The 26127-nt window shown below is 67.0% G+C and carries 17 protein-coding genes; 14 read left to right on the forward strand and 3 right to left on the reverse strand.

The window, feature by feature from the left end; all coding sequences use genetic code 11:
* From flhC to ACK42S_RS04625, 3 genes are all read right to left on the reverse strand, one after another.
* Positions 1-513 (reverse strand): flagellar transcriptional regulator FlhC (flhC, locus tag ACK42S_RS04615; protein ID WP_409703959.1); only part of this gene is annotated, 513 nt, incomplete at its 3' end.
* A gap of 44 nt (positions 514-557) precedes the next feature.
* A complete protein-coding gene (gene flhD, locus ACK42S_RS04620) occupies positions 558-887 on the reverse strand; it encodes a flagellar transcriptional regulator FlhD (RefSeq protein ID WP_409703961.1) in 330 nt (109 codons plus the stop codon).
* A 176-nt stretch (positions 888-1063) separates the two neighbouring features.
* On the reverse strand, positions 1064-6430 hold the full coding sequence (locus ACK42S_RS04625) for a glycosyltransferase (protein WP_409703963.1): 5367 nt from the start codon (positions 6428-6430) through the stop codon (positions 1064-1066).
* 490 nt (positions 6431-6920) lie between these two features.
* On the opposite strand from ACK42S_RS04625, the gene ACK42S_RS04630 reads away from it, so the two are divergent.
* From ACK42S_RS04630 to ACK42S_RS04695, 14 genes are all read left to right on the forward strand, one after another.
* The gene (locus ACK42S_RS04630; protein WP_409703991.1) at positions 6921-7856 is read left to right on the forward strand and encodes a flagellin; all 936 of its coding nucleotides are present in this window, start codon (positions 6921-6923) and stop codon (positions 7854-7856) included.
* Between the two features lie 200 nt (positions 7857-8056).
* Positions 8057-8995 (forward strand): flagellin, encoded by a 939-nt coding sequence (locus tag ACK42S_RS04635; RefSeq protein ID WP_409703965.1) that lies wholly within the window; start codon positions 8057-8059, stop codon positions 8993-8995.
* A 107-nt stretch (positions 8996-9102) separates the two neighbouring features.
* On the forward strand, positions 9103-10491 hold the full coding sequence (fliD, locus tag ACK42S_RS04640; protein WP_409703967.1) for a flagellar filament capping protein FliD: 1389 nt from the start codon (positions 9103-9105) through the stop codon (positions 10489-10491).
* A 148-nt stretch (positions 10492-10639) separates the two neighbouring features.
* A complete protein-coding gene (gene fliS / locus ACK42S_RS04645; RefSeq protein WP_409703969.1) occupies positions 10640-11041 on the forward strand; it encodes a flagellar export chaperone FliS in 402 nt (133 codons plus the stop codon).
* A gap of 65 nt (positions 11042-11106) precedes the next feature.
* A complete protein-coding gene (locus ACK42S_RS04650) occupies positions 11107-11409 on the forward strand; it encodes a flagellar protein FliT (protein ID WP_409703971.1) in 303 nt (100 codons plus the stop codon).
* A 53-nt stretch (positions 11410-11462) separates the two neighbouring features.
* Positions 11463-12233 (forward strand): flagellar brake protein, encoded by a 771-nt coding sequence (locus tag ACK42S_RS04655; protein WP_409703973.1) that lies wholly within the window; start codon positions 11463-11465, stop codon positions 12231-12233.
* Between the two features lie 115 nt (positions 12234-12348).
* Positions 12349-13512, forward strand: a complete 1164-nt coding sequence (locus tag ACK42S_RS04660) for a flagellar biosynthesis protein FlhB (protein WP_409703975.1) — start codon at positions 12349-12351, stop codon at positions 13510-13512.
* On the forward strand, positions 13512-15614 hold the full coding sequence (gene flhA, locus ACK42S_RS04665) for a flagellar biosynthesis protein FlhA (RefSeq protein ID WP_409703977.1): 2103 nt from the start codon (positions 13512-13514) through the stop codon (positions 15612-15614). The genes ACK42S_RS04660 and flhA overlap by 1 nt, the downstream gene beginning before the upstream one ends.
* The gene (flhF, locus tag ACK42S_RS04670; protein ID WP_409703979.1) at positions 15611-17164 is read left to right on the forward strand and encodes a flagellar biosynthesis protein FlhF; all 1554 of its coding nucleotides are present in this window, start codon (positions 15611-15613) and stop codon (positions 17162-17164) included. The genes flhA and flhF overlap by 4 nt, the downstream gene beginning before the upstream one ends.
* A complete protein-coding gene (locus tag ACK42S_RS04675) occupies positions 17157-17966 on the forward strand; it encodes a MinD/ParA family protein (RefSeq protein ID WP_409703981.1) in 810 nt (269 codons plus the stop codon). The genes flhF and ACK42S_RS04675 overlap by 8 nt, the downstream gene beginning before the upstream one ends.
* A gap of 17 nt (positions 17967-17983) precedes the next feature.
* Positions 17984-18697 carry an RNA polymerase sigma factor FliA gene (locus ACK42S_RS04680; RefSeq protein WP_409703983.1) on the forward strand — a complete coding sequence of 238 codons (714 nt, stop codon included), beginning with the start codon at positions 17984-17986 and terminating at the stop codon, positions 18695-18697.
* 43 nt (positions 18698-18740) lie between these two features.
* Positions 18741-20096 carry a methyl-accepting chemotaxis protein gene (locus ACK42S_RS04685; protein WP_409703985.1) on the forward strand — a complete coding sequence of 452 codons (1356 nt, stop codon included), beginning with the start codon at positions 18741-18743 and terminating at the stop codon, positions 20094-20096.
* A gap of 38 nt (positions 20097-20134) precedes the next feature.
* On the forward strand, positions 20135-20296 hold the full coding sequence (locus ACK42S_RS04690) for a hypothetical protein (RefSeq protein WP_409703987.1): 162 nt from the start codon (positions 20135-20137) through the stop codon (positions 20294-20296).
* Between the two features lie 115 nt (positions 20297-20411).
* A partial coding sequence (locus tag ACK42S_RS04695; RefSeq protein WP_409703989.1) for an amino acid adenylation domain-containing protein occupies positions 20412-26127 on the forward strand: 5716 nt, incomplete at its 3' end.

The following is a 26127-nucleotide window of genomic DNA, read 5'->3' on the forward strand; positions in this document are numbered from 1 at the left end:
GGACTTGCCCTTGCCGGCGCGCGCCGGCGGGTTGCACATGCCGCACACGAAATGCTTGGCAATCTCATGGGGGTGGGTGACGAAGTGGCCGCCGCACTTCGAGCACGGGGTCATGCTCAGCATGCCGTTGTCGATGAACTTCACCAGGCGCCACGCGCGGGTGATGGACAGTTGCGGCTCCAGTCCCTGGGACTGGGTCTGCTCGAGGTACAGACGGTAGGCCTTGATGACCACGTCGATCTCGTCGAGTTCGACGGCCTTGTTCAGGTATTCGTGGATGTTCAGGAACAGCGAGGCGTGGATGTTGGGCTGCCAGGTCATGAACCAGTCGGTCGAGAACGGAAGCTGGCCCTTCGACGGCGACTTGCCGGCCACCTCCTTGTACAGGCGCAGCAGCCGCTCGTAGGACAGGTCGGTCTCGGACTCGAGCACCTGCAGGCGGGCGCCCAGCCGGATCAGCGTGACGGCGCGTTCGATCTGCTTGGCTTCGGTGAGGATGCTCTTGGTGCGCATGACGGGCTCCGTGGCTTTTGGTGGAAACGGCGGGCAGGGCTCGTTCAGGCGGCTTCCTGATGGCGGCCGGCCATCAGGATGCTGGCGTGCAGGCGGGCGGTGGCGTCGTTGGCGGCCGACTTGCCATGGTTGGTCAGCAGGCCCCAGACCAGGTCGTCGTCCATGCGGAAGCGGCACAGCAGCGTGTTGCCCGAGGCGATGCGCATGATCTGGGCCGGGCTCAGGGCGGCGATCAGATCGGCGGTCTCCTCGGAGATGCCCAGGCGGAACAAGGCTTCGGCACGGTCGGCGCGGATCAGGTTCTGCGCCAGCATCAGGTAAGACAGGTTGGCTTCGCGGATCTCGGCGAGGATCTGTTCGGTCTGCGGGTTCATGGTCGGCTCCGTTCTTCAGTCTGTCGATGTGCGGGGTGTTCCCGGGCTTGCTTTCGCTGACTGCGTGGAACGCACTTTAGGCAGACCGGAAATGAGCCGATATCAGGGCCTTTCTGTTCGCAGTGTCGCGGATTTCCGAGCGGGTGTCGGAGAAATTCCTACAAGGGGGTACGTGCTCACGCCTGTGTCCAGGCCGCCTTCCATTCATCGAGCGCGGCGCCTTCGAGCATCCACTGTGAGCGAACCGCCTGCCTGAGCGCGTCGCCTGCACGTGCGGCCGCATCGAGGTCATGGATGTGCATACGAATGGCGTCGACCCATTCCTTGTAGCGGTTCTTCACCCGTGTGACGGGAAGCGCGTCCTCTTGATAGCAGCGGATGTCGCTGCAAACCACGGGGTAGCCGCAGGCTCCATACTCGATCAGACGCAAATTGCTCTTGCACTCATTGAAAAGATGGTGTTCCAAGGGGGCCAAGGCGAGGTCCAGATCGAGGCTGGCCAGCTTGGCCGGGTACTGCTCGATCGGAACACCCGGGTGCACTTCGTGGACCACCGCCGATACTTCTTTCGGGCACAGACCAAAGAACACCCACTCCACCTCGTGCGCCAGCGCCTTGACCACATCGATGATCAAGCCAAGGTCGCCTGCGTGGCCCGCTCCACCGGCCCAGCCCACCCGTGGCTTTCGTCCGCGGCGTCGTTGCGGCTGGAGGTTGGACCACCATGCCGAGGGCAGCTTGTTCTTCACCACTCGGATGTCGCGGTGCAAGCCTTCGAAAGCCTCGGCCAGTGCCTCGGTCGATACCACGAATCGATCGACGTAGCCCAATGCCTGCCGCAAAGACTTGACCGCGTCTTTCGGAATGCCTTGGCGGTGCGCACTCTTGAGCGGAAGATTGGGCAGATAATCGTCCAACTCGTAGACCTTGAACGCCCTGGAAAACGCTTTGATGCGACGCATCGACTCCAATTGCGGATCGCTGAGCTGACGTTGCAAAACGATGGCGTCGGGGTCCAGACGCGCCAGCTCGGAAGGCAGCAGCATGGTGTCCGACAGCAGCCCTTCGATGCGACCACTGTGGCGCATCGCTTCATAGGGTTGGATCACCCGGTAGTGACCGCACCCCCAATGATCGGCCATGTGGGCCAGCACAATGGGCGCGGGTCGCCATGTCAGTGGATGCCACACCAAGTCGACTCTTGATTCGAAAGAAAAGCCTTTGTCGTTCAGCGACAAATTGCGGTTGTAGGCCGGGTCGTTGGCGATCAGAGGCATCCATTTCGCATACAAAGCGTCTTGTTCGGCCGCAAACCGCTGGCGCTTGGCTTCGTGAGCTTGCGGATCGAGTTGCTTTTGGCTCACGCTACCCTCGTGCATGACCAAAGCGTGAGGTGTCCACACGTTCAGGTATCCTGCAGCCGCAACCTTCAGGCACAGATCCACATCGTTGTAAGACACCTTGAAGGCGACCTCATCCATGCCGCCGACTTCTTGGTAGACCGATTTGCGGATCATCAGGCACGCTGCGGTCAAGGCGCTGTAGTTCTGATCCACGCGCAGGCGCTGCATCGTGCCTGCAGCGTCCATCGGCTCGCCAAGGAAAGGATGGTCCGCGGGCCCTCGCAGGCCCAGCACCACACCGGCGTGTTGCACCGTGCCGTCAGGGTAGAGCAGCTTGGCGCCCACCGCGCCCACCTCCGGACGCAGGGCGTGATTGAGCATGGCATCGAGCCACCCCGGCTCGATGATGGCTGTGTCGTTGTTGAGCAGCACGACGACGTCCCCACGCGCATGCTCCACCGCCAGGTTGTTCATCGCCGAAAAATTGAACGGGTGGTCGTAGCGCAGCACCCGGATGCGGTTTTCTCCGAAGGAGGCCACGGCATCGAGCCACTGGCGGGCTTCCTCGGTGGTGCTTTGGTTATCGACGATGAGCAGTTCGTAGTGGGGATAGCGCGTTTTCTCCAGCAGGCTTTCGACGCACCGCCGCAGCAGATCGAGCTGATCACGCGTGGGAATGATGATGCTCACCAATGGTTGATGAGGATGCGCATACTCGATGCGGTACTGACGCGCAAGTTGCTGGTGAACCGTTGCGTTGCTGTAGCCGCGTCGAATCAAATGATTGAGGATCACGGCCTTTTCGTGCGGCTGATCGGCAACGCTTGGCGGATCGCTGATCAGCAGCGGCTCGGCCACATGGCCCAGACCGGCCAATCCGCCTTGCTCGATCATGCGCAGCACCAGGTCCAGTTCCGCGGCGCTTTCGGCTTGCGCATCCAAGCCATGCAAATCCAAGAACACTTCGCGCTTGAAGCACCAGTGCGTGGCCATGGCCGCTGGAAAGCTCAGCAATAGGTCGAGGTTGATGTCAGGCCGGAAGGCGGCTCCCAGCGATCCGTCTTGGCTTCGATAAAGCTCGTCCGCATAGACGGCCCGGCAGTGGTCGGCGCCGATGAGATCCAGCGCAAGAAGGGTCAAACCATTGGAAGTGAACGAATCGCCGGCGCGAGTCAACAAGACCCACTGTGCGTCGGATTGCTCAACGATCCGGTTGATGGCCGATATGCACTCTTGGGCCTTGGTGTAGTGCACACGGTAGGGGTTGGGCAGGGTGGGAGCGTGGGTGTCATCGTCCGCGAGGACGCATACCTCGACATTCAGTCCGAAGCGAAGCGCTTCGTCCAAGCTCCTCAGGGTCCGGGCCAGCGGCTCGTGCAGCGTGTCGCCGAGCGCCTGCACCAGGAGCAACAAGCGCGGGCCGCCACCGTGTTCACGGAGCTTGTTCCGTATGTGTTGCTCGTGGAAGGTTGTCAAGCGTCGCTGTTCCATCCAGCGTTTGATGGTGTCGGGTTGCGCTGGCTCGCCTTCAAACTTGGCGTGCGGGCGCACGGGAAGGGTTCGGTAGAACCCTTCCACGCTGAACTTGATGCCTGTGACGGCTGCTTGCAGCTCGATTTCTTGCTGCAACAGTGCACGGGCATTGCACGGTTGTCCGCTCAGCAGCTGGATGACCTCTTCGGCCAGGGGGATCAGGCCCAGGGGCGTGTCAGGGCGGGGTTGCGCCACCGAGCCGAGTTTCGCAAAGCTGTAGTAAAGACCGCGCAGCAGCACATAGTCGAGGCGAACCTGTGGCCAGTACGACCATTCAAGATCGAACAGGCGATATCTACCGTCGTATCCAATGAAGTTGAAGGGCGTGGCATCCAGATACCGACCCTCCAAGTAGCGCTCGCCCTGGACGAGCCGCGCGTGCGACGACAAATGCTGATACAAAGGCTGCATCCATTGCGCGATCAACCGAGCATGCCAGCCGGGCTGATTGACCAAGGGCAGCAGACGGTTGAACAGCAGTTCGCCCTCCAGCAGTGGCTCGTCGGGCTCGACTGTCATCCACTTCGGTGTCGACGTTGCATACAACAGGCGTCGTTGAACGCGCAGTTCGCCGTCGATGCGACGGATGGCGATTTCTTTGGACAGATCCTTGCGGCGAGCGACCGAGTAGGTGAATGCAAGATCCTCATGGTCTTTTGCCGGCACAGGCGCATCCGAGGCTACGACGACGAACGCGTTGGCCAGCGCGCCAACCAGTCCGTTGTCGACCAGCGATCGGAATGCGCAGGCTTCGGAAAACAGCGGTCCTTGTCCTGCGCCAAAGCCGACGGTATGGATCGACGACAGAAGGTTGTAAAGCAGCTCAGGCGGTGCGCTCAAGGCATCATCGCTGAGCACCAGTTGCGACGAATGGTGGTCGGGGAAGGGGTAGTAGAACTTGAGATGCGTCAACCCGTTCTTTCGTAAGGCCCGGACCAGTTCCTCGCGGCCGGGGGCGCCGGGCAGACCTTTGACCTGCAGGCCCTGGATGCCAGCGAAGTCCCACGGCGCATGGGATTGCGCGGCTCCCGCCCAGTGCCGCAGTCCCAGGCGATTGGCACTCATCACAATCAGGCAGCCGCCATGACGGAGGCATTGTCGGGCTTGGCGCAGCGCATCGTCCAGTTGCGCACGGGCTCCAGGATCGGAGATGAGCACGACGTCGTAGCCAGTGTCTGTCTTGAGGGCGAGTTCGAGATCCGAGGTGACCGTCACATTGGGAAGGTCGGCGCAGCGCAGCGCTGCAGCTTGCGCCATCACGGCGTGAGCTTCGTAAGCCGTCACCCGGGCGCCAAGCTCCCCGATGTAACGACTTGAGGTGCCGAAGCGAGCGCCGATCTCCAAAACCGTTCGTCCCGTCAGAAGCGGTTCCAAGGGGCGCAAGGCGTTGACGCATGCCGCACCGAGACTCTTGGCCAGGAGGGTATCGATACAGATGGCGCGGATGTCTTCCGAGGCGATCGAGCGGTCTTGCACCGACTGCAAGGCGACGAGGACTCGCTCTTCGGTGCTGCTTGAGCCGGCTGCGTCTTGCGTGCCCGTCGAGACTTGATCCACTGGCTGCGAAGACTCGTGGCCAAGGACTTTGGCGTTGTAGTACACCGACGTGTCGGCCGGCCGTTCGTAGACATATCCGTGCAACTGAAGATACTGATCGAGCAGTTGCTTGGCCTGGTGTGCTTCCTGAAGGTCGGCGGCGGATAACGGTGTGCGCGGCAAATGCGCACGCAGGTCGGGGTGGGTCGAGAGTTGGGCCAATCGTTGCGCGTACTCGTCCGAGATTCGAGGCTTGTGAATCAAAGCGTGGTACAGCAACGAGTAGAAATGGTCGCCAGCGCACGGCACGAAGAACCCGCCTTCATGCAAGGTGCGTCGCTCGAGCATCTCGGTTTGCCAGCGCTTTTCGTAATACCCATCGCCAACGAAGCGAAAATCGAAACGAAGTTCCTCGCCTGCGATGAAGGCGGCATAGTGGACGCGGTGAGGCTGAGCAAACACCCGGCGCGCATTCATCACGTATGCCATCTCCGCGTCGGACGTCGTCAGCAGATCAATGTCGCCGTGCGCGTCTGATTTGTAAGCTTCTGGAAACCCCTCGAAGTTGCGCAGCACCACGTATGGGATGGTTTCATTGAGCACGCTGAACAACTGGCGCAGATCTTTCCATCCCCCGGCGCCGACGAGGTCTACCGGCATCGGTGCAATTTGTCCGTTCCAGCGCTTGGGCAATCGCTGGATCAGCGCGGCCATCGGCATGCCGAACAGCAAGGCAACGTCGTGCCGCGCTTCGGTTTGACTGTCGGTGGCATGTACGCGATGGCCACCGCCCGTCCATTGACGGTAGCGCTGCTTGGCATCGAAGGTGTTGACGTTGACAAGACGCGGTCCTTTGGACGTCTCGCGCATCTCGTAGCGGGGTTGCGGATCCCGCAGAATCAGGGCAAGAAAGGGGCCGCGGCCACAGTGATCTTCCTTGAACGATCCGGGAGGCAGGTTCTGTCCATAAAAGCGCGTGAAATTCTCCGAAACCCGAGGCGGGCTCCAGGTGATCTCGAAGGCAGCCAGAATCTGCAGCCGACGCCCCACATCTTCGACGATGCGCTGTTGCTTGGGACGGGCGTGCTCCCACAGGATCATCAAATGGTGTTCGGCCGACGGTTGCGTCATGGTTTCTTGCCTGAGGAGGGGAGGGGCGGTCTTTGTCTGCGCGGGGATCGGCATTCACTATAGGCGCCAGCGTCATATCCAAAGATGGAATTAGCTGAACTTTTCCACCTTCTCTTCTACGCCAACGATGCGGTGTGGACAAGTTTTGCTCAAGCCGGCGGGGCGGGCGGCCGATAGTCCAAAAGATCAGGACGGTCGATCCGCTCCTTAGCGCGAAGAAGTTCCTTCTTCTTCGGCTTGACAAAGCCCTAAAGTTGGTATCGCACCTGTCGATAACTCGCTCAACGGGCCCGAGCAATCGGCAACCCGTGGTCCGGGGAACAGCCGGCCGACGGTTCGACGCGAAGCGCCGATCTTCGCTCGCATCTGAGGTGACTGCCGCCGGACGCAGCCAGCGCGAGCTGGCAAGGCGCAGCGGCTGCAAGGCCGCTGGGCTGAGGCAAAGCCGGCGTCCATGCCGGGAGTCATCGACATTGAAGGAGCACACATCATGGCTATGTCCGTCAATACCAACGTCGTTTCGCTCAATGCGCAACGCAACCTTTCCAGCACGGCGTCTTCGCTGGCGACTTCGATGCAGCGCCTGTCCTCGGGCCTGCGCGTCAACAGCGCCAAGGACGATGCCGCCGGCCTGGCCATCGCCGAGCGCATGGGCGCCCAGGTGCGCGGCATGAACGTGGCCATCCGCAACGCCAACGACGGCATCTCGCTGGCCCAGACCGCCGAAGGCGCCTTGGGCAAGATCGGCGACATGCTGCAGCGCATGCGCGAGCTGGCGGTGCAGTCGCGTAACGCCACCAACAGCAGCGGCGACCGCGCCAATCTGCAGAAAGAGTTCTCGGAACTGCAAGACGAGATCGGTCGCGTGATCCGGTCGTCGAACTTCAACGGCAAGGCGCTGTTTGACTCCAACGGCGCGGGTTACGAGGCGACGCTGTCGTTCCAGGTTGGCGCCAACACGTCGGCCAATGACCGCATCGATGTGACCTCGGTGAACCTGTCTGGCACGGCGGCCGAGGGCAGCACGATCACCAGCGCGACATCGGCCGACGTCGTCATGTCGACGGTGACCACCACAGCCGCCACGTCGGGCGCCAGTGGCATCGCCATCGGCGGCTGGACCACCGACCCGGCCAACGTTGGCAACGAAATCGATGAAGCCATCGACGTGATCGACCGCGCGCTCGATGTCATCAACGACCAGCGGGCAACCTTCGGTGCGGTGCAAAACCGATTCGAGGCGGTGATCCAGACCTTGCAGGTCAGCGTGGAGAACCAAAGCGCCTCTCGAGGACGGATCTTGGATGCGGACTTCGCGGCAGAAACGGCCAATCTCTCCCGTGCCCAGATCTTGCAGCAAGCCGGTACGGCCATGGTGTCGCAGGCCAACCAGCTGCCCCAGCAAGTGCTGTCGCTGCTGCGCTGACGTCCACGCACGCGGACCTCAACACAACCCGGCTTCGGCCGGGTTTTTGCTCGTTGGCCGGCCTATCGATCTGGGGGGTAAAAAGGCTGTTGTTTGGGGCTTTGTCTGAAGGGGTGCGCTCTCACAATCAAGCTGACCGTACTGGTGGAGCGCCGGCGCTCGAAGCCGGAGTCCGTTGTGATTCTTGAAGGAGAGCTGCCATGCCTCAGACCATCAACACGAATGTGGTTTCGCTCAACGCGCAGCGCAACCTCAATGCTTCTCAGTCCTCGCTGGCCACGGCCATGCAGCGCCTGTCGTCGGGACTGCGTGTCAACAGTGCCAAAGACGACGCTGCCGGATTGGCGATTGCCGAGCGCATGAATACCCAGATCAAGGGCATGAACGTGGCGATCCGCAATGCCAACGATGGCATTTCGCTGGCTCAAACGGCCGAAGGCGCGCTGGGCAAGATCGGCGACATGCTGCAGCGCATGCGCGAGCTGGCGGTGCAGTCGCGCAACGCCACCAACAGTGTGGGCGATCGCGCCAATCTCCAAAAAGAGTTCGCCGAGCTGCAGGAAGAAATCGCCCGCACCGTCAAATCCTCTCGGTTCAATGGCAAGTCGCTGTTCGATGGGACCGATGCCACGTTCGAGTCGACCTTGAGCTTTCAAGTGGGGGCCAACACTACGGCCAACGATCGCATCGATGTCAACTCGGTGAACTTGTCAGGAACGCCGGCCGAAGGCAGCACGATCACCAGTGCATCTTCCGCCGCCGATGTGGTCGCGACGGTGACGACCACGGCCACAGCCTCTGGCGCCAGCGGTATCGCAATCGGCGGGTGGACCACGGTGCCGGCCAACCCCGGGGATGAGATCGACGAGGCGATCGATGTGATTGACCGCGCCTTGGATGTGATCAATGACTTGCGGGCGACTTTCGGTGCGGCGCAAAACCGCTTTGAGAGCGTGATTTCCAACTTGCAGGTGGCCGCGGAGAACCAGTCGGCGGCCCGAGGCCGGATCATGGATGCCGACTTTGCGGCCGAGACGGCGGCGCTGTCCAGGGCGCAAATCCTGCAACAAGCCGGCACGGCCATGGTGTCGCAGGCCAATCAGCTTCCGCAGCAGGTGCTGTCGCTGCTGCAGCGTTAAAAATCACCGCTCAAGTCGGGTTGCGGTCTGCCGATAATCCGCTTCACGAGGCACGCTGCGCCCGAAGGGCGCCGCAAGCCGGTTCCTTGCGATGAGGAGTTTGACGGATGGCGACCATCTCGTCCCCGGGCATAGGCAGCGGGCTGGATGTGCAAAGCATCGTGTCGCAGCTCGTGGCGCTCGAACGGCGGCCGATCGACCTGCTCAAGCAGCAGGCAAGCCGTCTGTCGACGCAGTTGTCGTCGTTCGGTTTGTTGCGCAGCTACGTCAGCAACCTGCAATCGGCGGCCACGCAGCTCACACGCTCCAGTCTGTGGAGTCAAACGGCGGCGACGTCCTCGGACGCCGCGGCGGTGAGTGTGGCGGCCTCCTCCGGAGCTGCGGCGGGCAGCTACAGCGTGGAAGTCTCGCAGCTGGCGCGTTCGCAGTCCCTGGCCTCGTCAGCCTATGCAGACAGCTCGGTCGTGCTCGGGCAGGGGACGCTCACGTTCACCAAAGGTGACGGCAGCACGGCCAGCGTCACCATCGGCGCGTCCGACACAAGCTTGGCTGGCATCCGTGATCGCATCAACGCGGCCGGGGTGGGTCTTAGCGCGTCCATCGTGCGCGATGCGTCGGGCGCCCGTCTGGTATTGACGACGACCGCCACCGGCCTGGATGCGGCGATCACGCGCATCGACGTGACCGGTGACCCAGGGTTGCAAGCCTTGGCCTACGAGCAGGGCGTGCCAGGCGACGTGGAAGAGACGCAGCAGGCCCGCAATGCTTTGGCGCGCATCAACGGCTTGGACATCGAATCGGTTTCCAACACGCTGAGCGACGTGGTCGACGGGTTGACGCTCACGCTGTCGCGCACCACGACGTCCGCCGTCGAGGTCAAAGTGTCGGCCGATGACGAGGCCGTGAAGAAAGCGGTGCAGGATTTCGTCAATGCCTATAACGACCTCAGCCGCTTCGTGGCGAAAGAAACCGCCTACGACGAAGCCTCGAAGAAGGCCGGGGCTTTGCAAGGCGACCGCACGGCCGTGGGGCTTGTGACACAGCTACGAACCTTGGTGTCGCAGACCTCGGGGGCGTCGAGTGTGTTTGCCACCCTGTCCAGCGCCGGTGTTGAGCTGCAGCGCGACGGAACGCTCAGATTGAATGAATCGCGCTTCGCAAGCGCTTTGAACCAGCGCAATGAGCTGGCGCAAGCCTTCAGTCGCGCCGACACGCTGGATCCGAGCGTCAACGGCTTTGGTGAGCGATTTCGTTTGCTGACCAACTCGATCGTGGGCACTGAGGGCATGCTCACCGCCCGCACCGAAGGCTTGAGAGCGAGTATCCGGCGCAACGAGCAGCAGCAGGAACGTTACGAGGATCGCGTGGCTCTGGTGGAAAAGCGCCTGCTGCGGCAGTACCAGTCGCTGGACGCCAGCCTCGGGCAACTCAACAGCCTGAGCAACTATGTCAGCCAGCAGATGAACGCGATCAACAACTGGAACAAGGCGAAGTGAGGCCGCTCGGAGCTCGCCACACCTCGCCGGGGCCCGCTGTGCGGGCCCCCTGCGTTTGAGGGGGAAGCTGGGGCCCATTTCCGGCTCAAGTGGGGCGTAGGTCCGGCCGATATCAGTGCAAACGCATCCATCCCAGCGAGCAATGACCATGTTTGCACCCTTCCGAAGCCAAGCCACTGCCTATGGGCATGTCCAGGTGGAAACCGGTGTGGCCACCGCCGATCCGCACAAACTGGTGGAGATGTTGTACGACGGGGCCCTCGATGCCATGGCCCGCGCCCGCGGCGCGCTGGCCCGGGGCGACATCGAGGCCAAGGGCAAGGCCATCGGGCAAGCCGTGCGCATCATCGAGGAAGGTCTGCGCAGCGCCTTGAACCGCAAGGAGGGCGGCGAAGTGGCCGAGAACCTGAACCACACCTATCTCTACCTCACCGCCCGCCTCACCCACGCCAACCTGCGCAACGACGATGCGGCCCTGCAGGAATGCATCAGGCTGCTTGCACCCATCCGCGAGGCCTGGGTGGCCATAAAGCCATCGATCAAGTCCTGAGGGGAGCAGACCGAGCGATGCTGCCCACAACCCTCACGAACGCAAGCCCCGCACCGGAGCCTTCCATGGACGACAACGCGCTGCTGGAGTGCTACGAGGCCATCGAGCGTGCGAGCCAGGAGATGCTCGAAGCGGCGCGCAGCGGCGACTGGGACCGGGTGGTGCACCTGGAAGGGGCCTGCGCGGTGCTGATCTCGCACTTGAAGCAGGCGGCCGCCGGGCGCCAGCTCGACCCCGAGCAGGTCCGCGCCAAGCACCGCGTGATGCTGCGCATCTTGCACAACGACGCGCAGATCCGCCACCTGGCCGAACCCTGGTTGGACGACCTGGATCGACTCCTGGCTGCATCGCCGCGTACACTGCATTGAGCGCGTCGGCATCCGGGCGTCCGGGTGTCGCGAACGCGCCACGGGAGCTTGCCATGGAAACCATGCCCATGCCCCTGTCGCCCGAGGAGCCCGAAGCGCGCTCGGCCTTGGACGACTTCCGCATCACCGAACCCTTCGAGATCCTGTCCCTGCTGCGCCAGATGCAGGAGCAGAACGCGCTGCTGACGATCGCCACGCCGCGCGGGGCGAGCTTCGTCACCACCATCTTCGAGGTCAACAAGGCCAAGGGGGTGGTGCGCTTTGCGGTCGACGCCCACGAGCCCCAGCTCGAGCGGGTGCTCGACTCCGACGAGGTGGTGGCGGTGGGCTACCTGGACAGCGTGAAGATCCAGTTCGACCTGGACGGCTTGGTGCACGTGCACGGCGGTCAGGGGCAAAGCGCCCTGAACGGACGGTTGCCGCGTGAGGTGTTCCGCTTCCAACGCCGTGCAAGCTACCGGGTGCGTCCGCTGTCGAAGGAGGGGCCTTCGCTGCGCTTGCGTCATCCGGCCCTGGAGGAGGTGTGGCTGGACCTGCGCATCCTCGACGTCAGCATCGGCGGCCTGGCCGTCTTCGTGCCCGAGGGCACGCCGCTGCTGCAGCCCGGTACCTTCATCAGCCAGTCGCTGATCGAGCTGGATGACGACACCCGCTTCAACGCGAGCCTGCGGGTCGCTCACATCTCTGCCGTGAACGATGCGGCCCAGGGGGTGCGCATGGGCTGCGAGATGGAGGGCATGAGCGGCGAATCGCTGCGGGCCTTGCAGCGCTTCATCGACCAGACCCAGAAGCAGCGCCGCCTGATGGCCCTGGACCGGCCCTGAGGCCCTGCGCGCGGCCGCTTCGCGCAGCGCGAACTGGCGGGAATTCCGCCGCTATTTCGGCTCAAGTTCTCAGCCGGGCTTTTCACAATGGCGATGACGCAATCTGCCCATCGCCATGTCCAGCGACGCCCAAGACCGCAACCTGCCAGCCACCGAGCGCAAGATCCGCAAGGCGCGTGAGGACGGCCAGGTTGCGCGCTCACGCGACCTGGGGCATTTCCTCATCGTGGCCGGCGGCATCGCCGTGGTCACGATGGCCAGCCCCTGGATGACGGGCTGGATGCTGGACATGATGGCCACCGAACTGCGCTTTGCAGGGGCCGATGTCCGTGAGAGTGCACGCATGGCCGAGCGACTGTCCGGGGCGGCGGCGAAGTTCCTGGCCGTGACGGTCCCGCTGGGCCTGGTGGTGGCCGGCGTGGCTGCCCTGGGCGCCGTGCTGTCAGGCGGGTGGAACTGGACGATGAAGGCCCTGGCGCCCCGTTTTTCGAAGATCAATCCGGTCCAGGGGTTCGGGCAGCTCTTCTCCAAGGACAACCTCATCCAGGCGATCAAGGCCAGCCTGCTTGCACTCGTCCTGGGCCTCATCGGGGCGGTTTACCTCTACCGCCAGCTCGACGCGTTCCCGGCCGTGCTGGGCATGGCCCTGCCGGCGGCGGTGTCGCAGGCCACGCATCTCATCATCGTGGGCGTGGCCCTGCTGCTGCTGGCCCTGGGTGTATTCGCCGCCGTGGATGTGCCCTTGCAGCGCCACTTGCTGAAGAACCGGCTCAAGATGAGCCACCGCGAGGTCAAGGACGAGCACAAGGAGCTCGAGGGCAACCAGGAGGTCAAATCCAAGGTCAAGGCCTTGATGCGGGAGAACGTCAAGCGCCGCATGATCGCCGCCGTGCCCAAGGCCGACCTGGTGGTGATGAACCCCACGCACTACGCGGTGGCGCTGAAGTACGAGGAGGGCCGCATGAACGCCCCGCGCGTGGTGGCCAAGGGCGCAGACCTGCTGGCCCTGCGCATCCGCGACGTGGCCCGGGAGGCCAAGGTCCCGGTGCTGCAGGCCCCGATGCTGGCGCGCGCGCTCTACGCCCATGCCGAACTCGACCGCGAGATTCCCGCTGCCCTGTATGCCGCCGTGGCGCAGGTGCTGGCCTACGTGTACCAGTTGCGTGCCGCAATGGCCGGCCAGGCGCCGATGCCAGGCGAGCTGCCGGCCCTGCAGGTGCCGCAGGAGCTGGATCCGCACCACGGCAAGACGCCGGCCGATACCGCCGAGGCTGAATGATGAGCAACGCTTCCACCCCCGCCCTGCCACGCCCCTTGCAGGATCTCCTGGGCGGTCTGCCGCTGAAGGCCCTGGCCGCACCGCTGCTGGTGGTGCTGATCCTGACGATGATGGTGCTGCCGCTGCCGCCCCTCATGCTGGATCTGCTGTTCACCTTCAATATCGCCTGCGCGCTGATGGTGATGATGGTGTCGGCCTACATGGTGCGGCCGCTGGACTTTGCGGCTTTCCCCGCGGTGTTGCTGCTGACCACGATGCTGCGACTGTCGCTGAACGTGGCGTCCACGCGCGTCGTGCTGCTCGAAGGCCACACCGGCACGGGCGCGGCCGGCCAGGTGATCGAAAGCTTCGGCCACTTCCTGATTGGCGGCAACTTCGCGGTGGGCCTGATCGTGTTTGCCATCCTGGTGGTGATCAACTTCGTCGTGGTCACCAAAGGCGCCGAGCGTATCGCCGAGGTGGGCGCACGCTTCACGCTGGATGCAATGCCCGGCAAGCAGATGGCCATCGATGCCGACCTGAACGCCGGCCTGATCGACGAGAAGGAAGCCAAGCGCCGCCGCGCCGAGGTGGGCGAGGAAGCCGAGTTCTTCGGCTCGATGGATGGCGCCTCGAAGTTCGTGCGCGGTGATGCCATAGCCGGCATCCTCATCCTGCTGATCAACATCGTCGGTGGCCTCACCATCGGCATGGTCCAGCATGGGCTGAATGCGTCCCAGGCGGCCAACTCCTACATCCTGCTGGCCGTGGGCGATGCGCTGGTGGCGCAGATCCCGGCGCTGCTGATCTCGATCGCCGCAGCGATGGTGGTCTCGCGCGTGGGCAAGGAGCAGGACGTGGGCACGCAGATCACCGGTCAAGTGCTGCATTCGCCCAAGGCTCTGGGCATCACGGCCGGTGTCATCGGCGTGATGGGCGTGATCCCGGGCATGCCACACCTGGTGTTCATGGCCATCGCCGCCGGCCTGGGCTATGCGGCCTACCGCCTGCACCGGCGCCAGGAGCTGGCGCGGCTGCAGGCCCAGCGCACGCCAGCGGCGGCCCAGCAGGCCAGCCCGAATGCCGAGGCGAGCTGGGACGACCTGCAGCCGGTGGACATCCTGGGCCTGGAGGTGGGCTACCGCCTGATCCAGCTCGTGGACAAGGACCGCCAAGGGGACCTGCTGGCGCGCATCAAGGGCGTGCGCCGCAAATTCGCGCAGGAAGTGGGTTTCCTGCCGCCTTCGGTGCACATCCGCGACAACCTCGAGCTCAAGCCCAGCGTCTACCGCATCACGCTGCGCGGCGCCGTGGTGGGCGAGGGCGAGTGCTTTCCCGGCCTGTTCCTGGCCATCAACCCCGGCCATGCCAGCACTCCGCTGATCGGCACCACCACCACCGACCCGGCCTTTGGCCTGCCTGCGGTGTGGATCGAGGAAGCTCAGCGCGAAAGCGCCCAAATGGCCGGCTATACGGTGGTTGATTCCTCGACCGTCGTGGCCACCCATCTCTCACACTTGATGCAAGTGCATGCCGCCAAGCTGCTCGGCCGCACCGAAGTGCAACAGCTGGTGGATCACGTGACAAAGTTGGCTCCCAAGCTCATCGAGGACGTGGTACCCAAGATGGTCAGCATCCCAACGCTGCAGAAAGTGCTCCAGATGCTGCTGGAGGAATCCGTGCACATCCGCGACATGCGCACCATCGTCGAGACCCTGGCCGAACATGCCGCCACCGTCACCGATCCGGCCGAGCTGGTGCGCCGCATCCGAGTGAATCTGGCTCCGGCCATCGTTCAGCAGATCTACGGCCCCGTGAAGGAACTCGACGTGATCGCCATCGAGCCCGAGCTGGAGCGGCTGGTCACCCAGGCACTCACGTCACCGCATGGCGCCACCCTCGACCCCGGCGTGGCCGATCACCTGACCCAGTCGGCCGCACGCGCGAGCAAGAAGCAGGAAGACCTGGGCGTGCCCGCCTGCCTGCTGGTGCCCGATGCGATCCGCCCGGCCATGGCCCGGCTGCTCAAGCGTGCCGCGCCCCGCCTGGCGGTGCTGGGCCACAGCGAGATTCCTGACACTCACACCATCCGCATCGGCTCCGTGATTGGAGGCACCGCATGAACGTCAAACGCTTTGTCGCGAGAACGTCGCGCGACGCCCTGGTGCAGGTGCGCCAGGCTTTCGGCGAGGACGCCGTGATCCTGTCCACCCGCCCCTGCAAGGAAGGTGTGGAGGTGCTGGCGATGGCGCCCGAAAGCGTTGCCGCGCTGGAGACCTTCAGCCACCCGGCGCCGGCGGCGGCCGCTGCGAAGGCGCCTGCCACCACCGGTGGTGTCGCGCCGAAGGCCGTTCCCGCCGCCCCCGCGGTGGCCAAGGATGTGGAACAGCTCGCGATGAGCACGCTGTCGTTCCAGGACTATGTCCGCGAGCGCATGCTCAAGCGTCGTCAGGCGGCCCTGCAACAGCAGGCCCAGACGGCCGCAGCCGTCACGCATCCGGCCGCGATGCCCACGGCAGCCCCGACCGTGGCCGCCCCCTTGGCATCGAGCCTGCCCGTCGAGCAACGCCTGGCCGAGCGTGCTGCGCAACGCAAGGCCGGCCGCACGGCCGCCCAGGCCGGCGAGACCGGCGCCCCGGTGCGCACCGCAGCGCCGGCTCCGGTGGTGCCGGCGCTGGCCGACGAGGCCGCCTGCAGCGTCCCGGCGCCGGCCGCACCGGCGGCCGAGGACCGTGCCATGCTCGCCGAGCTGCGCGAGATGAAGGGGCTGATCGAGGAGCGCTTCGGTGCCCTGGCCTTCATGGAGAAGATGCAGCGCAACCCGGCCCAGGCCCAGCTCACGCAGAAGCTGCTCGATTGCGGTTTCTCGCCGGCGCTGATCCGCAAGCTCGCATCCCACATCCCGCATGACGCGGCCGATCTCAACGCCTGGGTGGCCGGCGTGCTCGAGCGCAACCTGCTGACGCTCGAAGAGGGGCCGGCCCTGGAGGACGAAGGCGGCGTCTACGCCCTGGTGGGCTCCACCGGCGTGGGCAAGACCACCACGACGGCCAAGCTGGCCGCGGCCTTTGCTGCGCGCTACGGCGCCTCGAACCTGGGCCTGGTGACGCTGGACGCCTACCGCGTCGGGGCCCATGAGCAGTTGCGTGCCTATGGCCGCATCATCGGCGTGGCGGTGCACACCGCGCACGACCGCGCCGCACTGGAGGACCTGCTCGAACTGCTGTCGTCGAAAAAGATGGTCCTGATCGACACGGCGGGCATCGCCCAGCGCGACACCCGTACGCAGGAGCTGCTGGAGATGGTCAGCCACCGCCGCATCCAGCGCGTGCTGGTGGTCAACGCCGCCGCGCAGGGCGAGACCATCGAGGATGTGCTCATCGGTTACCGTGCCCACCAGTGCAAGGGGGTGGTCCTGTCCAAGATCGACGAGGCCGTCAAGCTCGGCCCGGCGCTGGACGCCGTGATCCGCCACAAGCTGCCGGTGCTGGGCGTGGCCAACGGCCAGCGCGTGCCCGAGGACTGGCACCGCATGTCGGCTCAGGCCCTGGTGCATCGCGCTTTGCGGGGCGGGGGCAGCGCGGCCTACCGCCTGGACCGCGACGACGTGAACCTCGTCTTCACCGCGCCGCCAGCTCCACGCGCAGCGGCCCAGGGGGCGGTGCATGTCTGAGCGCGCCTACGATCAGGCCTACGGGCTGCGACGCCTGTTTGCCCACCACACCGTGCATCTGCTGCCGGTGGCTGCCAACCCGTTCGCGCGGGGAGCGCACATGCTGCTCGAAGGCCTGTGCCACGGCTTTGCAGCCCAGGATCTGCACACCCTGGTGGTGGATGCGGCCCCGAGCCCCTACACCACCGGCGTGGACGTGGCCGAGGCCGTGGCCCGCGACCTTGACCTGGGGCAGTGGATCGACCCCCTCGATGCCCACACCAGCGTGCTGGCCGCCAGCCCGACGCTGGCCTGGTTCGGCGAGGCCCCCGGCTCGGCCGCACTGCTCTTCGAGGCCCTGCGCGAAGCTGCGCCCAGCGCCGATGTCATCGTCTTCCACGCCGATGCGGCGCTGCTCAGCGGGCTGTTTGCCGGACGCCGCGTGCGGCCGCTCATCCTTGCGGGCGACGACGCGCCCAGCCTCACCGAGGCCTATGCGGCGATCAAGATCCTGCTGCAGTACGCCGGCCTGGGGGAGCACGCCGTCGTGATGGATCTGGCCACCCCCACCCTGGGCATGCCCGTCGCGGCGGCCCGCCTGGCGCAGTGTGTGCAGGATTTCCTGGGGGGCACGGTTCATCTCGAGGCCATCGCTTGCACGGCGGTACAGTCCGAGGCCGATCTGGCCCGGGCCTTGCACCCGCTGTCCACCACCTTGTTGCACCACGCCCTGCCGTTTTCGCTGCCAGACGGCGAAGGCGCAGGCTGGGCTGGGCCCGCCGGATCCGCGACGGCCCCGGCCCGCCCCCACGCGTTCAACTGATTCCGGAGCGCTTGCCCATGTACACCGCCAAAGGCCGCCTCGACAACCACGCGATGCTGCAGCAGTACAGCCCCCTCGTGCGCCGTCTGGCACACCAGATGATCGCCAAGCTGCCGGCCAACGTGGAGATCGACGACCTCATCCAGGTCGGCATGATCGGCCTGAACGAAGCGCTCAGCCGCTTCGACACCAGCCAGGGCGTGCAGTTCGAGACCTTCGCGACGCAGCGCATCCGCGGTGCGATGCTCGACGAACTGCGTGGGGCCGATTGGATGAGCCGTGGCGACCGCAAGCAGCAGCGCTCCATCGAGGCGGCCGTGCACCGGCTCGAACAGAAGCTGGGCCGCGCGCCGCTGGAAAGCGAGATCGCCCAGGAAATGGGCATCAGCCTGGCCGACTACCAGGAGCTGCTCAACAAGGTGCGCGGCACCCAGCTCGTCTACCTGGAGGACATGAGCGGCGACGAGGGCGACCACGATTTCCTGGATCGCCACGTGGCCGACAAGGAGGCCGACCCGCTGAGCCAGCTCAACGACCGGCGCTTGCGCGAGGCCCTGGTGGCGGCCATCAAGACTTTGCCCGAGCGCGAGCAGTACGTGATGAGCATGTACTACGAGCAGGACATGAACCTGAAGGAGATCGCGGCCGTGCTGGGCGTGACCGAATCGCGGGTGTGCCAGTTGCACAGCCAGTCGATCGCCCGCCTGCGCGTGAAGCTGCGCGAATGGTGAAACGCCCCGGGAAGGCCGGCACCACAGTGCGAGGAGAAGAGCCATGTTGACCTTGTTTCGAGGCCGTGAAGGCCAGGCCCAGCCCGCACAGGCACCGGCTCCGGCCGCTGGCGGCGTGGCGGACGCGCGCGCGCTGATCCAGTCTTTGCAGCAGGAGACCTCCGGCCTGGGCCGCGAGGCGGCCGAAGTGCGCGGCGTGCTCGACGACAGCATCCGCAGCGCCGAGCGCCAGCAGCAGGCCGTGTCCACGCTGGCCGAACACCTGCGCACCATCGTCAAGGCCCAGGACGGCATCGGCGAAGTCACCGAACACAGCCTGCAAGCCGTGGGCCGTGCGCGCGAGGCGGTGGAAGGCGTCGGCCAAGGCGTGGCCGGCGTGGTGGACACGCTGCGCGAGGTGGCCGAGGCCGCGCAGCAGATCACGCAGATCGCGATGCAGACCCGGCTTGTGGCCTTCAACGCCTCGGTCGAGGCCAAACGGGCCGGCGAGGCCGGCCGGGGCTTTGGCGTGGTGGCCGACGCCGTCAAGGACCTGGCCGCCAGGGTCGAAGCCTCGTCCAAGCAGATCATGGGCACGGTGGGCACGCTCGACGAGCGCATCGGCACCTTGGCGCGCGAGATCCGCAGCGAAGGCAGCGAAGGCCGCCAAGGCGCCTTCCATGCCGCGCTGGCTGAGGTCGAAGGCGGTGTGGGGCGCATCGCCCAGGCGGCGGCCCACAGCCGGCAGCTCAGCGCAGGCATGAACGAGGAGATGGCACTCATCGAGCGCGAAACCCGCCAGACCGCCCAGGCGCTGCAGCAGGCCCTGCAGCGCAGCGAGTCCTTCCTCAAGGTCAGCGAACACCTGATGGAACTCACCGCCGCCAGCGGCATCGAGACCGAAGACACCCCGTACATCCATGCCGCCCAGCAGGCGGCCGCTGAGATCGCCCTCCTGCTGGAGGACGCCGTGCGAACCGGTGCGATCAGCCTGGCCGAACTCTTCGACGAGCAGTACCGCCCGATCGCCGGCACCAACCCGCCCCAGTTCGAGACTCGCTTCGTCGCCCTGGCCGACCGGCTGTTCCCGCAGGTGCAGGAGAAGCTGCTGGAGCTGTCGCCCAAGGTGGTCTACTGCATTGCCGTGGACCGCAACGGCTATGTCCCCACCCACAACCGCAAGTACTGCCAGCCGCAGCGCCCCGGCGACGTGGTCTGGAACACCGCCCACAGCCGTTACCGCCGCATCTTCGACGACCGCACCGGCCTGGCCAGCGCCCGCAACCGTCGGCCCTTCCTGTTGCAAACCTACCGCCGCGACATGGGGGGCGGCCGCTTCGTCCTGATGAAGGAAGCCTCGGCGCCGATCGAGGTGCAAGGGCGGCACTGGGGCGGGCTGCGCTTGGCCTACCAGTTCTGATCGGACAGACCAACAGGGCGCAGCAGGCGCCCTTTTTCGTGAACGGGCGCACGAAAGGGCGGCTTCCGGCCGAGCGGGTCTCGCCGCTGTCGCCGCGCACGGCCTGGCTGCTCGTGCAACTGCGCCCGCTGGAGCCCCTGCCGGCGCGCGACCGCGTCCACGGCCTGCCGCTGGATGTGCCGTTGGGCCTGTGGTGGTGACCGGGTGGGGCCCAATCCCCCGGATGGAGGATGAAACCGGAGGGCGGCTGCCCCATCATCGGCGCTGACCGAGAAGTAGGGGGGCGGCGCAGGCAACCCTCCGCACCCGCTCCCGATGTTCCTGTCCGCACCCTCCGTCGAATCTCCCGCCTCCAGTCCTGTCCCGTGGGGGGCCGATGTCGGGCCTGACGCGACGCTGCCAGCCCTGTTCCTCTCGCGCTGCCGGGCCGATCCGCAGGCGCTGGCCTATGCCGGGCTCGACGAGCAAGGGGCGATCGCCTGGACGCGCACCCGTGCCGAATTGCTCGAGCGCACCACCTGCCTCGCGCGGGCCCTGCGGGACCGGGCCGCCGCGGGCGAGCGCGTGCTGCTGGCCTTTGAAGGCGGTGTCGAAGCCGTGGAGCTCTTCTGGGCCTGCCTGCTGGCCGGCCTGGTGCCGGTGCCGGCACCGCCGCCGGATCTGCGGCTGGGCGCGCGCGGCTGGGACCGCCTGAGCCGCATCGCCGAAGATGCCGCCGCCGTCCTGGGGGTGTGCAACCCGGCCGAAGGCCCCGGGGCGACGCCAGCCTGCGGGCCTGTGGCCTGGACGACACCGCAGCTCCTGCACGAGGCCGGAAAGCCCACCTCGCCGGACGAGGCCGCGCACGGCTCCACCGTGCGCCCGCAGGATCCGGCCTATCTGCAGTACACCTCGGGCTCCACCCGGGCACCGCGGGGTGTCGTGATCACCCATGCCCAGGTGCTGGCCCATGGCGCGGCGCTGGCAGCCGTCGTCGGGCGCCGGGTGGCGCCGCCCCCGCGCGCCCTGAGCTGGCTGCCCTGGTTTCACGACTACGGCATCGTGCTGGGCCTGATCCAGCCGCTGCTGCAAGACGGCGTGTCCTACCTGATGCCGCGGCGGGTCTTCATGCGCCGGCCCTTGCGCTGGCTGGAAGCGATTGCGCGTCATCGCATCACCGTCAGCGGTGCCCCGGACTTTGCCTATGCCGCCTGCGTGCGGGCCCTGTCGCGCGAGCCGGGATGGACCGCCGACCTGCGGAGCTGGCGTCTGGCCACCTGCGGGGCCGAACCGGTGCGCCCGCCCACGTTGTCGTCCTTCGAACAGGCCTTCGGCCCCCAGGGGTTCGACCCTGCGGCCTGGGCCCCGGCCTACGGATTGGCCGAGGCGGTACTGACGGTCAGCCTCTCGCCGCAGGCCGCGCCCCCGCGCCGCCTGGTGCTGTCGGCCGCCGCGCTGGAACAGGGGCAGGTGCGCCTTGCCGAACCCGGTGCGCCGGACGCCCGCAGCCTGGTGTCGTGCGGTCCGGTCCTGCCCGGGCTGGCGGTGCGGGTGGTGGACCCGGCAGGCCTGTCCCCGCTCGGCGAGGGCCGCGTCGGCGAGATCTGGGTGCGCGGCCCCAGTGTGGCGCAGCGCTACTGGCGCGAGGCGGCTCCCGAGCTCTTCTCGGCCCGGCTCCAGGGTGATGACGATGATCGGGGCTGGCTGCGCACCGGCGATCTCGGCTTCCTCGCCGACGGCGAGCTCTACCTGGCCGGACGCCTGAAGGACCTCATCATCGTGGGCGGGCGTAACCTGCATCCCCAGGACCTCGAAGCCGTGGCCTTGTCCGCCCACCCCGCGCTGGCCGACGGGGCCGCTTTGGCCTTCGGTGTGGAGGGGGCTGCGGGCGAGGCGGTCGTGCTGCTCACCGAAGTCCGTGGCCGGCCCCCTGCAACGGCCGCGGCGGCCATTGCCGAGGCCGTGCGCGCGGCCGTCGCCGCGGCCTTCGAGGTCGATGTGGCCGACGTCCTGGTCCTGCGCGGCGGCGTCCTGCCCCGCACGTCCAGCGGCAAGCCCCAGCGCGCCCTGGCCCGCGAGCGCTACCGGCACGACCGCTGGCAGTCGCAGGCCTGGCCGGCACGGCCCGGGGCAAGCGCGCCGGCTGGCACCGCGGTGCACCCGGCGGTGGCCGCTGCCTGGGAGGCCGTCCTCGGGGCCGGGCGGGCGGCCGATCCGCAGGCCCACTTTTTCGACCAGGGCGGGGATTCGCTCACGGCCACCCAGCTCGTATCGCGTCTGCGGGCCCTCACCGGGGTCGAGCTGTCCGTGCGTCAACTGTTTGAGTCGCCCACCCCGGCCGGACTGAGCCGCTGCCTGGAAGGCGCCGCCGCGGCCTCGCCGGCGCTGGACCTGCCGCTGCCGCGGGCTGCGCAGGAGGCGGTGCTGTCGTTCGCCCAGGAGCGCATGTGGTTCATGCAGCAGCTTGCACCGGCCAGCACGGCCTACCACATGCCGCTGGCCCTGCACCTGCGCGGCCGCCTGGACGGCCCGGCCCTGCAGGCGGCGGTGGACGAGGTGGTGGCGCGGCACGACATCCTGCGCACCGTTTTCGTGCTCGACGGCGAGACCGTGCGCCCCCGGGTCCTGGCCAGGGCGGCGATCGCCATCGACACCGTGACACCGCCCCCGCAGGCCCGCGGTCCCGACGACCCGGCCGTCCATGCGCTGCTCGCGCGCCTGTCCCAGCAGCCCTTCGACCTCGCGCGCGGGCCGCTCATGCGCCTGCACCTGCTGCCGCTGGGGGGCGACGAGCACGTGTTCCTGATCGTGCAGCACCACCTCATCGGCGACCAGTGGTCCTTCACCGTGCTGGCCCGCGAGCTGGCGGCGGCCTATGCCCGGCGGCTTGGCGGTCAGGCCGGCGGCGTGCCGGCCGCCCCGGCGCTGCAATATGCCGACTACGCCGCCTGGCACCGCCGCTGGTATGCCGGCCAGCGCCATGCCGAGGAGCTGGCCTATTGGCGCGAGCAACTCGCCGCTCTGGAGCCCTTGGAGCTGCCCACCGACCACCCCCGACCGCCGCAGCAGGGCCACCGCGGTGCGCGTGTGCGCTTGCCCCTGGCGCCGGCCCTGCTACAGCGGCTGGCCGAGTTGGGTGCGCGCCACCGCGCGAGCCTGGCCATGGTGATGATGGCCGTCTTCAAGCTGCTGCTGTACCGCCACAGCGGTCACACCGACCTGGCCATCGGTGTGCCCATCGCCAACCGTCACCACCTGGCCACTGAAGATCTGCTCGGCACCTTCGTCAACACCCTGGTGTTGCGCAGCCGGCTCGACGCACGCCTGGGCTTCGAGGCCCTGCTGGATCAGGTGCGCCACACCGCGCTGGAGGCCTATGCCCACCAGGACATGCCCTTCGAGCTGCTGGTCAGGGAACTGGGCGTCGTGCGCGACAACAGCCGCTCCCCGCTCTTCCAGGTGCTCTTCAACATGGTCAATGCCCCGCTGGGCGGGATCGACTTCCCGGGGCTCACCTGGTCCCGGGTGGACTTCGACCGCCAAGCCGCCCAGTTCGACCTGGCCGTCACCATCGACCCCGAGCTGGACCGCTCTGCCGTCTTTGAGTATGCGGTCGATTTGTTCGAGCCTTCCACCGTGCAGCGCCTGGCGCGCCACTACGAAGCCCTGCTCGAGGCCGTGCTGCGCACGCCGGGCCAGCCGGTGGCCACGCTGCCCATGCTCGCGCCCGACGAGCTGGAGACCTTGCGCACGCTGGCCTGCGGCCCGGTGCTGCCGCTGCCTGCCGGTGAGGTCTGGTCCTGGTTGGCCCCTGCCTTCGAGCAGCATGCCGCGCAGCCGGCCCTCGAATGCGCTGGCCAGGCGCTGTCGTATGGCCAGCTCGAGCGGCGCAGCGCGGCGCTGGCGTGCGCCCTGCGCCGGCGCGGCATCGGGGTGGGCCAGCGCGTCGGGCTGAGCCTGCCGCGCGATGCCGACCTGTTGGTGGCTCAGTTGGGCGTGTTGCGTGCGGGGGCGGCTTATGTCCCTCTCGACCCCGCCTATCCGAGCGCCCGTCTGGCCGACATGGCCGACGACGCGGCGCTGGCCCTGCTGATCGCTGGCGACACGGCGCCGTCCTGGGCGGCGGGCCTGGCGACCGCCGGCGTGCTGGCACTGGTGGAGGAGGGCCTCACCATGCCCCCGGATGAGCCCGCCTCGTGTGCCGGGCCGGGCGATCCGGCCTACGTGATCTACACCTCCGGCTCGACCGGGCGCCCCAAAGGGGTGGTCGTGCCCCATGGCGCGGTGGTGAACTTCCTGGCCAGCATGGCCCGCGAGCCCGGCCTTGGGCCAGGCGAGCGCTGGCTGGCCGTCACCACGCTGAGCTTCGACATTGCCGTGCTCGAGACCCTGCTGCCCCTCGGTCGCGGCGCCTGCGTCGTGCTGGCCACCGACGAGCAGGCCGCCAGCGGCAGCGCACTCAGACGCCTGCTCGAAGACGGCCGCATCACCGGCATGCAGGCCACGCCGTCGCGCTGGCAGATGCTGCTGGAAGCCGGCTGGACGGGCCCTGCCGGGCTGAAGGCCTTGGTCGGCGGAGAGCCCCTGCCGCAGGAGCTGGCCGCGCAGCTGCTGGCGCATGGGGCCGAGGTCTGGAACATGTACGGCCCCACCGAGACCACGGTGTGGTCCACCTGCATGCGCATCATGTCCGCGCGCCCTGAGCACCTGAGCATCGGCCGGCCCATCGCCAACACCCAGGCCTGGGTGCTTGACGCACAGGGCCAGCCCTGTCCTTGGGGCGTGGCCGGTGAACTCCACCTCGGGGGGGCGGGTCTGGCCCTGGGCTACTGGCGCCGTCCCGAACTCACTGCCGAACGGTTCATCGAATGGGCCGCCGACCCCGGCCACCCCCCGCTGCGGCTGTACCGCACGGGCGACCGGGTGCGCTGGCGCCGCGACGGCCGGCTCGAGCACCTGGGCCGGTTGGACGACCAGATCAAGCTGCGCGGCCACCGCATCGAGCCGGCCGAGATCGAGGCGGTGCTGGCCGCCCACGAGCAGGTGCACCGCGCCGTCGTTGTGCGCCGCGAAGACCGTCCGGGCGATGCCCGCCTGGTGGCTTACATCCACACCAACGCCCCGGCAGCGGCGCACGAGGACCTGCGCGACGTCCTGCGCGAGCGGCTGCGTGCCCGCCTGCCCGACTACATGCAGCCCCAGCACTTGGTCTTCATCGACCACCTGCCGGTGCTGCCCAACGGCAAGCTCGACCGCCGCAGCCTGCCGGCGCCGGCCGAGCCGGCGGCGTCCGTGCAGCGCGTGGCCCCTCGCAACGCGGCCGAACAGGCTCTGTGGGCGGTCTGGGCCGAGGTGCTCGGGCACCGCCGGTTCGGTGTGCACGAGGACTTCTTCGACCTGGGGGGGCATTCGCTGCTGGCCGCGCGGCTCGTCCATCGCATCGAGGCCCAGCTGGGGCTGCCTTGCAGCCTGGCGCAGGTCTTCGAGCACCCGACCGTGGCCACGCTGTGCGAGGCCCTGGACACCGGCCGCCGGCTGCACGAGGCCTCGATGGTGTGTCTGCAGCCGCAAGGCACCGCCCCGGCGCTGCACTGCGTGTGCGGCGTGCACATCTATCAGCCCCTGGCCGACGCGCTGGCGCCGCAGGTGCCTGTGTACGGCCTGTTCGTGCCGGCCGAGCTCGGCTTCCTCGATGCGCACGTGGACCCCCGGCACGGAGGCATCACCGTCGAGCGCATCGCTGCCGACTATGTGCGGTTGCTGCGCGAGCGCCAGGGCACCGGACCTTACCGCCTGGCCGGTCTGTCCTTCGGCGGACTGCTGGCCCTGGAGATGGCAAGGCAGTTGCGCGCGCTCGGCGAAGTGGTCGACTGTGTGCTGATGTTCGACACGGCCCGGCCCTTGGGCGTCCTGCCGAGCAGCTTGCAATGGCTGCACCGCCAGGGCCGGCGGCTGGCCCGGGGCCGTCTGCCCCTGGCCGGGCGCCTGCTGGGCCGCAGCCCGGTGGCAGTCGGCCCCATGCATGCCGCCGAGGTCCCTCAGGGTCCGGACC

It is taken from the genome of Caldimonas sp. (genome assembly GCF_046289365.1).
Taxonomy (GTDB): Bacteria; Pseudomonadota; Gammaproteobacteria; order Burkholderiales; family Burkholderiaceae_C; genus Caldimonas.